We start from the raw sequence: 12,380 nt of genomic DNA, 5'->3' as shown, positions 1-12,380 counted from the left end.
CTACAACATCCCGCTGGCCGAGGTGGCCAACCCCGACGGTCTTCTGGCCGCCGACGGCAACGCCTACGCGCTGTCGCGCAGCTCGGGCAAGTTCAGCCTGAACCAGGCGGGGCAGGGCTCGGCCGGATCGCTGACCGCCGGGGCGCTGGAGAGCTCCAACGTCGAGGTGGCGCAGGAGCTCACCGACCTGATCCGCACCCAGCGGGCCTATTCCTCGAACGCCAAGATCGTCACAACCGTCGACGAGATGCTGCAGGAAACCACCAACCTCAAGCGCTGAGCCGGGCAGGCGGCAGCAGAATGCGCCGCGCCTCACTTCATAGGAGTGCAGAATGAGCATTACCGCCGCCTTCTCCGCCAGCCGCAGCGGCCTCGCCGCTGCCGAACGCTGGTCGGAAACGACCTCGAGCAACATCGCCAACGCGTCGAACCCGGGCTATTCGCGGCGCGGCGCGCCGATGACGACCCTGCCCGGCGGCGGCGTCGCGGTCACGGGCTATGCCCGGGCCGTCGACGACCGCCTCGAACAGGCGCACCGTCTGGAAATCTCGCGCGTGGCGGGCCGCGAGGTCGTCGCCGCCGCGCTCGAAAGCCATGCCAGCACCTTGGGCGACATCGATTCCTCGACCGGGTTGCACGGCCGCCTCGGCACGCTGCAAAGCGCGCTCGACGCCGTGGCCTCCGATCCGGCGCAGCCCGCGCTGCAGGAAAACGCCGTGCGCGCGGCGATCGCGATGGCCTCGACCCTGCGCGACGCTGCAGACAGCCTAGAGCGGGTCGAGACCAACGCCCGCGCAGGCGTGCGCGACGACGTGAGCCAGATCAACGCCCAGCTGGCCGAGATCGTCGAGGTCAACCGCAAGATCAGCGCCGAATACGGTCTCACCGAGCGCCGCGCCTCGCTACAGGACAGCCTTTCGGCCAAGCTCGACGGGCTGAGCGAGGTGCTCGACGTGCGCACCAGCTACGACGCTTCGGGCCGGATTTCGATCTTCACCACCGGCGGCGCGCCGCTGGTCGAGAACAACGCCGCGCACGAGCTGGTCTTCGACGGGCAGACAGATCGCCTGACCCTCGGCGGTGTCGACGTGACCCCCGGCGTCGCCGGAGCGCGCGGCTCCGAAGAGGGGCGGCTCGCCGGACGGCTGAGCCTGCTGACGGGCGATGTGCCGCGCATGCAGCTGCAGCTCGACGAGATGGCGCGCAGCCTCGTTCAGGGCTTCGAAGCGGCCGATGACAGCCTCGCCGCCGGGCAGGCGGGCCTGTTCACCGATCAAGGGGCGGCCTATTCGGCGGCGGGTCTCGAAGGGCTGGCCACGCGGATCGCCGTCAACGACGCCGTGCGCTCCGACGCAGGCGGCGGGGCATGGCGGCTGCGCGACGGCATGGGGGCCGTGGCCGAGGGGCCGGCCTCCGACGGGCGTCGCGTGAATGGCTATGTCACGATGCTCGGCGCGCGCACGGATTTCGACGCGGCGGCGGGTCTGGGGGAGGAGCGCAGCTTGGCCGAATTCACCGCCGGGCTGATCGCCGACCACCAGCAGATGCGCAACACCGCGCGCGATGACGCCGAATCGCTCTCGGCCGGGCGCGATGCAGTCGAGGCGGCCCGCGCCTCGGTGCAGGGCGTCAACATCGACGAGGAGTTGCAGCAGCTCATGCTCATCGAGCAGAGCTATGCCGCCAACGCCACCGTCATGAAGACTCTGGGCGAGATGATGGACACGCTGCTCGCGGCGGTCAGGTAAGGAGAGCGATGATGATTTCGATGACCCGCAGCCTCGGCAGCCTGCAAAGCACCATCGCCAGAAACCGCCAGATCGGCGAACTCGATCGCAAGCTCGGCGAGGCCGGGCAGGAGATGAGCACGAGCCGCAAGGCCGACGTCTATCGCGCCCTTGGCAACCGCTCGGCAGAGGCGCTGGCCCTGCGCTCCGAAACCCAGCGGATGGAAGGGTTCGTCCTGTCGAACGAACTGCTCTCCTACCGTCTCGACACCGGAGCGCAGGCGCTCGGCGAGATCCGCGACACGATCGGCGGCGTACAGGACCTCGCCGCGCAGACCGGGGCCAATGGGCTGACGCGGGGCAAGGAGTTGCAGGCCGCCGCGCGCGCCGCGATCGAGCAGCTTGTCGGTCAGGCCAACCGCACCGTGCAGGGCAGCGCGCTTTTCGGCGGCCTCGACAGTGGCAAGCTGCCGTTGCAGCCATGGGATCAGGCGAACCCGCGCAGCGGTCTCGCCCCGTCGGAGGTGATCGACGCGATCTATGGCGCGGGCCCGACCGACGCCGCCGACGCGGCGGCGATGGCCGACCAACTGGTCGCGGTGTTCTCGACCGGCGGGGCCGCGGCCGAAGGCTTCGAGCAGACCTTCTACAACGGCAGCCCGGCTTCCGAGCCGGGCCGTCTCTCGGCGCGGATCGACGTGGACGAGACGATCGATTACGGCGTGCAGGCCAATGATCCGGGAATGCGCGACACGCTGCGTGGCCTGGCGATGCTGGCTGCGGGCGACATTTCCGAGATCGAGGACCCCGCAGCGCGCAAGGCCTGGTTCGACGAGGCCTTCAATGCTCTGGGGACCGGCGCCGCAGGCATCCTGGCCGCCGAAAGCCGGATGGGGGCGCAGCACGCTCGCGTCGAGGAACTGCGCGCCTCGCAGGCGTTGCGGCTCGACCTCTACCGCAGCCAGACCAACGCCCTTGAAGGGGCCGATCCCTACGAGGCGGCGACCCGGCTGAACAAGCTGGAAACGCAGCTTGAAGCCACCTACGCCGTCACGGCCAAGCTCGCGCGGCTGTCTTTCCTGAACTACATGTGACCGTGCAACCATGCATAGATTGCTTAAATGCAACCTATGCATGGATTGTTCCGACTGTTCTTGTGGTCACGGCACCGCTCTCGCTAGGGTGACGATGGCACGATCTGGCGGGAGCAGAACATGGCAAGGCGGTTTTGCAGGGCGTGGCCCCTCCTGTGTCTGGCGCTCGGGCTGTCACCGGCACTGGCGCCGATGGCGCGGGCCGAGGTGCGGATCAAGGACATCGCCCAGTTCGAGGGTGTCCGCGAGAACCAGCTCGTGGGCTACGGCCTCGTGGTCGGCCTTAACGGCACCGGCGATTCCCTGCGTAACTCGCCCTTCACCGAACGCTCGATCGAGGGGATGCTGGAGCGACTTGGCGTCGGTAACCTGACCGACGAGCAGATGCGCACCCAGAACACCGCCGCCGTCATGGTCACCGCGATGCTGCCGCCATTCGCGCGGCGCGGCTCGACCATCGACGTGGTGGTCTCCTCTCTGGGCGACGCGTCGTCCCTGCGCGGCGGCACGCTGATCGTGACCCCGCTCACCGGGGCGGATGGCGAGGTCTATGCCGTAAGCCAAGGGCCGATCGCGGTGGCGGGCTACGCGGCGCAGGGGGCGAACGCCTCGATAGTCGAGGGCGTGCCGACGGTTGCGCGAATCGAGAACGGCGCCACGGTCGAGAACGAGATCGACTTTGACCTCTCGACGATGAATTCGATTCGCATCGCGCTGCGCACCCCCGATTTTACCACTGCCAAGCGGGTCGAGCAGGCGATCAACGCGCATCTGGGCGGCATCGCCACCACGCTCGATTCGGGCACCGTCGAAGTGCGCTCGGCCGCCAAGGTCGACATCCCCGGCATGCTGGCCGAGATCGAAGGGCTGCGCGTGCAGCCCGACGCCATCGCCAAGGTGGTGATCGACGCGCGCTCGGGCACCATCGTGATCGGCTCGGAAGTGCGCATCGCCGAGGTCGCGGTGAGCCAGGGCGGCCTCACGGTCATCGTCAAGGAAGAGATCGAGGTGAGCCAGCCCGAGCCGATCTCGATCGGCAACACGGTGGTGGTGCCGCAGACGGAGGTGACGGTCGAGGAGCAGGAGGCGCAGTTCTCGATCCTCGAAGGCGATGTCAGCCTGCAGCGCCTCGTCGACGGGCTCAACGCCATCGGCGTTACGGCCAGCCAGACCATTTCGATCCTGCAGGCCATCAAGGCCGCGGGCGCGCTTCACGCTGATCTGGAGATCATCTGATGGAGATCACACCCGGCCCCCTTTCGATCAGGCAGCTCGCCAAGGCGCGCGCGCCCGATCCCGAGACCATGGCCACCGCCCGCAAGTTCGAGGAGATGTTCCTCGCCCAGACCGTCGATGAGATGCTGAAAAGCGTCGACACCGGCAGCTTCGGCGGCGGTCATGCCGAGGAAACCTGGCGCAGCTTTCTCGCGCGCGCCTTCGCCGAGCAGATCTCGGATCAGGGCAGCACCGGCATCGCCCAGAGCGTGGCACGCGCGATCGGTGCCTATGGCGACGGTGGAACGGAGAACGCATCATGAGCGAACAGACCATCATTGAGGCGCGCGCCGACATCGCCGCGCTGACCGACCTGCTCGAAGCCGAGATCGCCGACGTCAGGGCAGGCGAGCTTTCGGCCGTCGCGGAGCGGGTTGAGGCGAAGACCGCTCTCGTGGCGCGTCTCGACCGGGCGGGGCCGGTGATCGAGGCGGCGCTCGGCGCGGGGGGTGACGCCTCCGCGACGTTGCGCGAAGACCTCGCGGCGCTGGCGGCCCTGATTTCCCGCGATGCGGCGATGCTGGGCCGGATGCGCGAGACGACGGCAGGCGTCGCCCGAGATCTGGAGCGGCTGCGCGCCCGGCACGGGCTCGGCGGTCTCTATGGTGCCGACGGAAACCGTAGCGCCGGGGACACACTCTCCCGCGCCCCCATGGATAAGTCCGTATAGCGCCACAAACGCGCCCCAATTCATGGATTTAACCATAGTCATACCGCGGCGGTCATGCCGACTTCGTCAGAAAGACGATCGAACAGTAAGAACGCTGGAGAACTACAATGTCTTCGATCCTCACCAACAATTCCGCAATGAACGCGCTGTCGACTCTGCGCAACATCAACTCCAACCTCTCCAACACTCAAGACCGCATATCTTCGGGCCTGAAAGTGTCCTCGGGCAAGGATAACGCCGCCTATTTCTCGATCTCTGAGACGATGAAAGGCGATAGCGGTATGACGAAGGCCGTTAACGAAGGCCTGACCCTGACGAAGAACGTGGTTTCCACGGGTCGTCTCGGCGCCGAGACCATTTCAGACCTTGCGACTGAATTCGTCGAGCGCGTCGCATTTGCGCAGGGCGAGGGTGTAGACCGCGCCGAAGTGCAAAAGGAACTCGAAGCGCTGACCAAGCGTATGGATGGTATCATCGCGCAATCCACCTTCAACGGTTCGTCGATGTTCTACGATGCCGCTGATGCAACGCAAGCGACCGAAATCACGGCGGTAACGGGTGTGACCCGGGATGGTGCAGGAGCCTTTCAAGCTCCTACCACGATGACCTTCGGCAAAGTGGACATGAAGGCTATCGCCACGCAATTGAAGACAGTTAACGTTGAGACTTCGACAGATTTGGCGGCCGATCTGCAGACCGCTGAGGCAGAATTGGGCAAGTCAATCGATGCGGCGACCACGCTGGGCGTGTCGGAAAAGACCATCGAAACGCAGCAGGATTTCCTGACCTCGCTTTCGGACAAGCTCGACAGCGGTATTGGCTCCATGGTCGATGCCGACATGGAAGAAGAGGCGGCTCGTCTGCAGTCCTTGCAGGTCCAGCAGCAGCTCTCGACTCAGGCACTCTCGATCGCCAACCAGGCGCCGCAGAACATCCTGAGCCTGTTCCGTTAAGGCCTGACGCGGCTCGCCCTATGGGGCGGGCCGCACCCCCGCCGGGCCGGCGCCCGGTTCCCCCCTGACAATTTCCGACCGGCTGACGCGTCTGCGCGATCCTCGGGTTGCGCCTGCGTCCGCCTCCACCGTTCCCGCCAGAAGAGCGGGGCCCTGAGCGAGAGCAGAACGCATGAGCATCGCCGCCTATAAAACCACCATCCGCGAAAGCGAAACCCCCCGCCAGATCGAACGCCGCATCCTGAGCCGGGTCACTGGGCAACTCGCCGCGCGCGCCGACGCCTATGACCGTGCCGAGAGCAAGCTTGATCGCTCGACACTCCTGGCCGACGGGCTGCGCGACGATCTCGCGACCAATCAGAAATTCTGGAACGAACTGAAGTTCGACCTGTCGCAGCCCAAGAACGCGCTGCCCACCGATCTGCGCGCCGGGCTCATTTCCCTCGCCATGTGGGTCGATCGCCAGACCAGCAGCGTGATGGGCGGCAATGCCGGTGTCCGCGCGCTCGTCGACATCAACCGCTCGATCGTCGCGGGCCTCGCGGGGCAGGGCTCGGTCGCCGCCGCTGAGGTGGCCTGACATGGCGCTCAAACTCACCCTCAAGCCCGACGAACGGATCGTCGTGAACGGCTGCATGATGCGCAACTCGTCGCGACGCCATGTGCTGACCATCGAAAGCCAGGCTGACGTGGTGCGCGGCCACGACCTTCTGGACCCGGAGGCCCGCGTGACCCCGGTGACGCGTGTCTATTACCTGATCCAGACCGCCCTGATCCAGAGGGCCGTCCGCGAGGATCTGCTGCCGTTGATACAGAGTCAACTAGCCGACCTTGCGATGGTCTTCGGCAATCCCAGCCTCGGTCATGTCTTCGAGGCGGCCAACTTCGTGTCCATGGGAGATTACTACAAGGCGCTCAGAGCGCTGCGCCCGGTGATCGCGCATGAGGCCGAGCTGTTCGAGCGGATCGCGACCCGCGCGCAGTCCGACCTCGCGGCGATCGAGCCGGAGATCGCGGCGCAGCCGCCCCACAGCCACCCCGAGCGGAGGGCGCAAGGGTGATCAGCCTTTCGGGTCTCAACACCCGGACGAGCCTGCAGCTGGTGGACGCCACGCGCGACCGCCAGCTCGAGCAGATTCGCAACAGCGCTCAGGACAAGCGCGCCATCGCCGCCTTCGAGGCGCGGATCGGCGACGTCGAGACCGTCGATCAGCTGATGGAGGACCGCGAGCTCTATGTCTTCGTGATGAAGGCCTTCGATCTCGAGGACCAGATCTTTGGCAAGGCCCTGATCAAGAAGCTGCTCAAGAGCGATGCGGACGATCCCGCGTCACTGGTCAACCGCCTGACCGATTCCCGGTTCAAGGAGATGCACACGCAGCTCGGCTTCAAGGACGAAGGCACGCGAAACTCGCTGACAGACTCCGCGGCGTGGCGCAAGGTGATGGTCAATAAGTACGTCGAACAGCGGTTCGAAAGCGCGCAAGCCGATCAGAACGAGAAGGTCGGCACCGTGCTCGAATTCCGGCGCAAGGCCGAAACCGTCAAGAACTGGTTCGATGTTCTGAAGGACCCGGAAATGACCGAGTTCATGCGCACCTCGCTGGGCGTGCCCTCGAGCGTTTCGGGCCTCGACATCGACAAGCAGGTCGAGCTGTTCAAGGCCAAGTTCGATATCACCAAGCTTCAAGACCCCGCCGAGCTTGAAAAGCTCGAGCGCAAATATGTTGCGATCTCGGATGCCCAAGCCGGGGTGAACAGCGCCTCGAACGTGGCGCTGACGCTGATGAACGCGGCCGTGAGCGCCGGGGCGGGGGGGCAGTTCACGCCGATCACCCTCGACATCAGCGCCGTGACCTCGTTCCGCCGCAGCTCCTACTGACGCGGTGGCCGAAGGCGCGAACCGCGCCTTCGGAGCCATCCGTCAATCGAGAATTTCTTCATCCTCGTCGCCCGCGGTCGGCAGGTCGATCGCGCCGTCGTCGGCAAGCTGGCGCGTGTAATCGACGATCATCGTCTGGGCGGCGCGCGCGTCGCGTCCCCGGACCGGGCCCATCGTGTTCATCTCATCGAGCAGCATGTCGCGCGCGCGTGCCGTCAGCGCGTCGAGGAAATGCGCGCGCATCTCCTTGCTGGCACCGCGCAGCGCCAGCGGCAACGTGTTGCCGGTCAGGCCGCGCATCACCCGCGCGAGGCTCTGCGCGTCGAGGCGGATCAGGTCCTCGAAGGTGAACATCCTTGCCATGATGCCATCGAGCGCGCCGGGCTTGCGCACGTCGATCGCGGTCTGGAGCCCCTCGAACACATCGCGGTCGAGCTTGTTGAACAGATCCGCCATGCGCTGCTCCATCTCGACGGCGCTCGACTGGCCGCCGGCCGAGAGCATGTCGGTCTGCAGCGTCTCCTCGATCTGCGCCATCATCTTGGGCGGCACCGCCTCCATGCGGATCATCCGCTCGACCACCTCTCGCATCGCCTCCTCGCCCAGGAGCGGCAGCACCTTGGCGGCGACCTCGGTGTCCACATTCGACAGGATCGCGGCGGCGGTCTGCTCGTGCTCGCCCTTGAGATAGGCGGCGATGACGTTTTCGTTCATCGCCGAGAACTTGGCCCAGAGGTCGCGCTCTTTCATCGGGCCGCGGATGTCGCGCAGGATCGCCTCGACCTGCTCCTCGGGCAGGAAGGCGCGCAGCATTGCCTCGGCCGAAGCGAGCGAGCCGACCACGCCGCCGCCGCTGTCGACGCCTTCCGAGAACTCGGCCAGCACCATCTCGACCAACTCGGCCTGCACCACGCCGAGGCGGGCCACCGCGCGGGTGATCTTGGCGATGTCCTCGGGTGCCAGCTTGCGCATCAGCTCGGAGCCGCGCTCCTCGCCCAGGCACAAAAACAGGATCGCCGCCTTTTCGGGGCCGCGCAGGCGGCGCAGCGGCGGGGTGGGGGGCGTCGCCGCTGCGCGCACGGGGTTCTGCTCGGGATTGCGCGCGGGCGCGGGGGTCATCGCATTCATCGTCATCCTCCGGCCAAGGGCACGTAGCTTTCCATCAAGCTGCCCGCCAGCATGTACCAGCCGTCGATCAGCACGAAAAAGATCACCTTGAACGGCAAGGAGATCAACACGGGCGGCAGCATCATCATGCCGGCGCTCATCAGGATCGAGGCGACGATCAGGTCGATCGCCACGAAGGGAAGATAGATCAGGAAGCCGATCGAGAAGGCCCGGCGCAGCTCCGAGATCATGAAGGCCGGGATCAGCGAACGCCAGCCCGCCTCCCGGGCGGTCTCGGGGACGGGCTCGGGCTCGCTGCCGTCGGCGCGCGCGGCGAGGCCCTGGAACAGTTCGAGATCGCGCGGCCGGGTGTTGGCGAACATGAAGTCCTTGAACGGATCGCCGATCCGCATGATCGCCTGTTCCTCGGTGATGGCGTTGTCCATCAAGGGCTGCAGCCCGTTCTCCCAAGCCTGTTCGAACACGGGCTGCATCACGAAGAAGGTCATGAACAGCGCCATCGACGACAGCACCATGTTGGGCGGCGTCTGGTTCAGACCGAGCGCCGAACGCAGGATCGAGAACACGATCACGAAGCGTGTGAAGCTGGTCATGATCATCAGCAGGCCCGGCGCGATCGACAACACCGTCATCAACGCCACGAACTGGATGATCCGCCCCGACAGGCTGGCGCGCTCATCCGAGCCCGGTGCTGCGTCCGAGAATACCTCGCCCAGCGCGCCGAGCACGCCCGCGCCATCCTGCGCCATGGCGGGCAGGGCAGGCAGGGCGATCAGCGCGAGGGCCGCGATCGCTATCTGATGGGGGGGGCGGGGCATCGGTGCCGTCAGTTCTCCGACACGTAGTCCTTGACGATCTCGGTGAGCGAGACGCCGATCCGCGCGTCGCCCAGCTTCACGAGATCGCCGCGCGCCACGAGTCGGTCGTTGATGACGACCTCCACCGGTTCGCCGATCCGCTTGTCGAGTTCGATCACCGAGCCGCGTCCGAACTTCAGAAGCTGAGAGATCGGCAGCCGCGCATGGCCCAGCACGATCTGCACGTCGAGCCCGACATTGAGCATCGCCTCGATGTTGCGCCCGCCCTTGGGGGCCTCGGCCTCGGGCGCGTCGTCGAACAGGGCGGCGGCGTCGTCCTCGATCTCGGGGAACTCGGCGCCGGTGGTCTTGGTGGGGGTGTCCGTCACGTGCGGTCCTCCGATGCGGGGGTGGGGCGGGCATGGGCCCGCAGGGTGCTCAGAATCTCGTCGCAGATCGCGGCAAAGCTGTAGTCGAGACGCCCACCCTCCCATGCGACGCGGATGTCGCCGGGGGCGAGGGTGGGATCGGCGGTGATGGCGGTGCGCGCGGCGAGGCCACGGCTCTCGACCAGATCCGTGACATCGCGGTGCAGCGCCTGCGCGCCCTCTGGCAAGGCGATTTCGAGCCGTGCCGCACCGAGGCCGAGCCGCAGGCCGCGCCGAATCTGCGACAGCGCGCGCGCATGGGCGCGGTCCTCGATGATCTCGGGCAGCACCTTCTCGGCGGTGGTGGCGGCATAGCCGAGGATCTGGTGTTCGAGCGCCGCTCGATGCTCGGCTTGCGCGGCCATCACCATGTCGAGCCGCTGCGCGATCCGCTCGAGCGCGGCGGAGCGGGCGGCCTCCTCGGCGGCCCGCGCCTCGGCCTCCGCCTCGGCCCGGCCCTCGGCGCGCCCCTGCTCGATCGCCTCGGCGCGGGCCTCGGCCACGGCGGCGCGCAGGTCGTCATCGCTGTGACGGACCTGTTCCACCCGCGCGACGGCGCGACGCTCCTCGGCGATCTCGCGGTCGAAATCCCTGTCGAACAGCACCATCTCAGGCCTCCTCGGCCAGCCAGCCCTGCACGACCTTCAGCGAGGCCTCGGGCTCGTTCTCGACCATCTCTCCGACCGAGACGAGGCTGCGCATGCCGATCTTGCCGTCGACCGAAGCGAGCGAGATCATCTCGTCGCCGTCATAGGTCGCCATCTGCTGCTCGTAGGGAAGCACCGCCTGCTGTGCCGGACCGCGGGCGCCGGGCGCACCGGAGGCATCGCTCATGCCGGGCAGGGCTTGCGGCTGTGTGCCGTCATGGCCGAGCTGGCCGGCCCCGGCCTCGGCCCCCGCGAGCGCCAGTCCGGGCGCGGCCTCGGGCAGCACCCGGCGCAGCATCGGCCGCAGGCCGAAGGCCAGAACCGCCGCCACCAGCGCGAGGGCGAAGGTGCCACGCAGGATCGCGCCGAAGTTCTGCGCGATGGTCTGGCCCAGGGACAGGCCGATCGGCGCGCCGACATCCATCGAGTAATCCATGAAGCGCAGGCTGTCGACGGAAACGAGATCGCCGCGCGCCTCGTCATAGCCCACCGCCGAGCGCACCAGCTGTTCGAGCCGCTGCAGCTCTTCCGCGCTGCGCTCCTCGTAGATCGTCTCGCCATTGTCGGCGACGTTGTAGATGCCGTTGACCAGCACCGCGACCGAGATCCGCTCCACCGCGCCGGGCTCGCGCACGGTCTCGCTCTGGGTCGAGCCGATCTCGTAGTTGACGATTTCATCGGTGCGGTTGGAGGTCGAGGCGGATTGTTCGCCATTGACGTCGCCGCCCAGCTCAGGGGGCAGGTTGTTGCCCACGCCCACCTCTTGCTGCGTGCCGGCGCGGTCCTGGCTTTCTTCCTGCCGGGTCTCGGTCGAGCGCACCACCTGCTGATCGGGGTTGAAGCTTTGCTCGCGGATCACCTGCCGCTCTGTCGAGAGGTCGACATTGACCTGCACCCGCGCGTTGCCCGCGCCGACGCGCGCCGTGAGCATTTCGGTGATCGAGCGCTGCATCCGCTCCTGCATCGAGGCGCCCGCCGCCTGCACGCCCGCGTCGCCCTCGGTCTCCTCCGACAGGATCGTCTCGCCGCTTGCCGACAGCACGGTGACACGCGACGGCGCGAGGTCCGGCACGGCCGAGGCCACGAGCGCGCGGATCGCGAGGCCTTGGCGGCGCGAAATCGACGAGGTGGCGCGGCCGCGCACGATGACCGAGGCCGAGGGCTCGGGCCGGGTGCGCGAAAATGCCTCGCGCTCGGGCAGCACGAGGTGGACGCGGGCCGCGTCGATGCCGTCGATGGTCTGGATCGAGCGGGCAAGTTCACCTTCGAGCGCGCGAAGACGGCTGACCTGCTGCATGAAGCTGTTCATGCCGAGACCCGATGACTGGTCGAAGATTTCCCAGCCCGCGCCGCCTTCGCCCGGAAGCCCCTGTTCGGCCAGCGACATCCGCGCGCGGGCCACATCGTCCTGCGGCACGCTGACGATGGTGCCGCCGCCGGACAGCTCCACCGGGACCCCGTCCTGTTCGAGCGCTGCGACGACGCGTCCGGCGGTGGCCAGGGACAGGTCGGAATAGAGCGGCGCGAAGTTCGGCGCGAGGACGAGGTTCAGCCCCACCAGAAGCGCCGTGATCAGCCCCAGACCGGTGGCCCCGAGCGCGATCAGGCGAGGACGGCCCAAGGCCGCGAGATTTTCGATGATGGATTGCACGCAAGGCCTCGCCGCTACGGGTCTTTGTCGTGAAACTATCTGCAATACGGGTCATGGAACAAGTATAGTCATGGATAAGTTCTTGCCTGTTCGGCCCAAACAACACATATTGTCCATGTTCCGACGAT

Annotated in this window: 15 protein-coding genes; 10 read left to right on the top strand and 5 right to left on the bottom strand. The window is 67.0% G+C overall.

All coding sequences use genetic code 11. The features are described 5' to 3' along the window. From ACJASC_RS14585 to ACJASC_RS14540, 10 genes are all read left to right on the top strand, one after another. Positions 1-280, top strand: a 280-nt coding sequence (locus tag ACJASC_RS14585; protein ID WP_415146642.1) for a flagellar hook-basal body complex protein, incomplete at its 5' end; no start/stop codon positions are given. Positions 281-332: 52 nt separating this feature from the next. Continuing rightward, positions 333-1,748 carry a flagellar hook-associated protein FlgK gene (gene flgK, locus ACJASC_RS14580; RefSeq protein WP_415146641.1) on the top strand — a complete coding sequence of 472 codons (1,416 nt, stop codon included), beginning with the start codon at positions 333-335 and terminating at the stop codon, positions 1,746-1,748. Positions 1,749-1,759: 11 nt separating this feature from the next. Then, positions 1,760-2,821, top strand: a complete 1,062-nt coding sequence (locus ACJASC_RS14575; protein ID WP_415146640.1) for a flagellin — start codon at positions 1,760-1,762, stop codon at positions 2,819-2,821. A 120-nt stretch (positions 2,822-2,941) separates the two neighbouring features. Further along, positions 2,942-4,057 carry a flagellar basal body P-ring protein FlgI gene (locus ACJASC_RS14570; RefSeq protein ID WP_021695576.1) on the top strand — a complete coding sequence of 372 codons (1,116 nt, stop codon included), beginning with the start codon at positions 2,942-2,944 and terminating at the stop codon, positions 4,055-4,057. After that, positions 4,057-4,359 (top strand): rod-binding protein, encoded by a 303-nt coding sequence (locus ACJASC_RS14565; RefSeq protein WP_415146639.1) that lies wholly within the window; start codon positions 4,057-4,059, stop codon positions 4,357-4,359. Before ACJASC_RS14570 ends, ACJASC_RS14565 begins: the two co-directional genes overlap by 1 nt. After that, on the top strand, positions 4,356-4,766 hold the full coding sequence (locus tag ACJASC_RS14560) for a hypothetical protein (RefSeq protein WP_415146638.1): 411 nt from the start codon (positions 4,356-4,358) through the stop codon (positions 4,764-4,766). Before ACJASC_RS14565 ends, ACJASC_RS14560 begins: the two co-directional genes overlap by 4 nt. Positions 4,767-4,873: 107 nt before the next feature. After that, positions 4,874-5,719 carry a flagellin N-terminal helical domain-containing protein gene (locus ACJASC_RS14555; protein WP_415146637.1) on the top strand — a complete coding sequence of 282 codons (846 nt, stop codon included), beginning with the start codon at positions 4,874-4,876 and terminating at the stop codon, positions 5,717-5,719. Between the two features lie 172 nt (positions 5,720-5,891). Further along, positions 5,892-6,299, top strand: coding sequence for a flagellar biosynthesis regulator FlaF (locus ACJASC_RS14550; protein ID WP_021695580.1), 408 nt, complete (start codon positions 5,892-5,894; stop codon positions 6,297-6,299). Between the two features lies 1 nt (position 6,300). After that, positions 6,301-6,780 carry a flagellar biosynthesis repressor FlbT gene (locus ACJASC_RS14545; RefSeq protein WP_415146636.1) on the top strand — a complete coding sequence of 160 codons (480 nt, stop codon included), beginning with the start codon at positions 6,301-6,303 and terminating at the stop codon, positions 6,778-6,780. Beyond that, positions 6,777-7,601, top strand: coding sequence for a DUF1217 domain-containing protein (locus tag ACJASC_RS14540; RefSeq protein WP_415146635.1), 825 nt, complete (start codon positions 6,777-6,779; stop codon positions 7,599-7,601). The genes ACJASC_RS14545 and ACJASC_RS14540 overlap by 4 nt, the downstream gene beginning before the upstream one ends. 42 nt (positions 7,602-7,643) lie before the next feature. Here ACJASC_RS14540 and ACJASC_RS14535 read toward each other — a convergent pair whose 3' ends face one another. From ACJASC_RS14535 to fliF, 5 genes are read right to left on the bottom strand one after another with little or no spacing between them, the layout of a single operon-like run. Further along, positions 7,644-8,735, bottom strand: a complete 1,092-nt coding sequence (locus ACJASC_RS14535; RefSeq protein ID WP_415146634.1) for a flagellar motor switch protein FliG — start codon at positions 8,733-8,735, stop codon at positions 7,644-7,646. Further along, complete coding sequence (gene fliP, locus ACJASC_RS14530; RefSeq protein ID WP_415146633.1) at positions 8,732-9,547, bottom strand: flagellar type III secretion system pore protein FliP; 816 nt, start codon at positions 9,545-9,547, stop codon at positions 8,732-8,734. The genes ACJASC_RS14535 and fliP overlap by 4 nt, the downstream gene beginning before the upstream one ends. A gap of 8 nt (positions 9,548-9,555) precedes the next feature. Further along, the gene (locus tag ACJASC_RS14525) at positions 9,556-9,915 is read right to left on the bottom strand and encodes a FliM/FliN family flagellar motor switch protein (protein ID WP_415146632.1); all 360 of its coding nucleotides are present in this window, start codon (positions 9,913-9,915) and stop codon (positions 9,556-9,558) included. Continuing rightward, positions 9,912-10,562, bottom strand: a complete 651-nt coding sequence (locus tag ACJASC_RS14520; RefSeq protein ID WP_415146631.1) for a FliH/SctL family protein — start codon at positions 10,560-10,562, stop codon at positions 9,912-9,914. Before ACJASC_RS14520 ends, ACJASC_RS14525 begins: the two co-directional genes overlap by 4 nt. 1 nt (position 10,563) lies before the next feature. Beyond that, positions 10,564-12,252 (bottom strand): flagellar basal-body MS-ring/collar protein FliF, encoded by a 1,689-nt coding sequence (fliF, locus tag ACJASC_RS14515; RefSeq protein WP_415146630.1) that lies wholly within the window; start codon positions 12,250-12,252, stop codon positions 10,564-10,566. Positions 12,253-12,380: the final 128 nt, after the last annotated feature.

The organism is Limimaricola cinnabarinus, assembly GCF_047631075.1.
Classification (GTDB): Bacteria; Pseudomonadota; Alphaproteobacteria; order Rhodobacterales; family Rhodobacteraceae; genus Limimaricola; species Limimaricola cinnabarinus.
This window is presented reverse-complemented; position numbering and strand designations above follow the sequence as displayed.

Excerpts from the sequence above, each read along its gene's own strand:
- flgK (WP_415146641.1), top strand. The coding sequence starts at position 333 with ATGAGCATTACCGCCGCCTTCTCCGCCAGCCGCAGCGGCCTCGCCGCT.
- ACJASC_RS14575 (WP_415146640.1), top strand. The coding sequence starts at position 1,760 with ATGATTTCGATGACCCGCAGCCTCGGCAGCCTGCAAAGCACCATCGCC.
- ACJASC_RS14570 (WP_021695576.1), top strand. The coding sequence starts at position 2,942 with ATGGCAAGGCGGTTTTGCAGGGCGTGGCCCCTCCTGTGTCTGGCGCTC.
- ACJASC_RS14565 (WP_415146639.1), top strand. The coding sequence starts at position 4,057 with ATGGAGATCACACCCGGCCCCCTTTCGATCAGGCAGCTCGCCAAGGCG.
- ACJASC_RS14560 (WP_415146638.1), top strand. The coding sequence starts at position 4,356 with ATGAGCGAACAGACCATCATTGAGGCGCGCGCCGACATCGCCGCGCTG.
- ACJASC_RS14555 (WP_415146637.1), top strand. The coding sequence starts at position 4,874 with ATGTCTTCGATCCTCACCAACAATTCCGCAATGAACGCGCTGTCGACT.
- ACJASC_RS14550 (WP_021695580.1), top strand. The coding sequence starts at position 5,892 with ATGAGCATCGCCGCCTATAAAACCACCATCCGCGAAAGCGAAACCCCC.
- ACJASC_RS14545 (WP_415146636.1), top strand. The coding sequence starts at position 6,301 with ATGGCGCTCAAACTCACCCTCAAGCCCGACGAACGGATCGTCGTGAAC.
- ACJASC_RS14535 (WP_415146634.1), bottom strand. The coding sequence starts at position 8,735 with ATGACGATGAATGCGATGACCCCCGCGCCCGCGCGCAATCCCGAGCAG.
- fliP (WP_415146633.1), bottom strand. The coding sequence starts at position 9,547 with ATGCCCCGCCCCCCCCATCAGATAGCGATCGCGGCCCTCGCGCTGATC.
- ACJASC_RS14520 (WP_415146631.1), bottom strand. The coding sequence starts at position 10,562 with ATGGTGCTGTTCGACAGGGATTTCGACCGCGAGATCGCCGAGGAGCGT.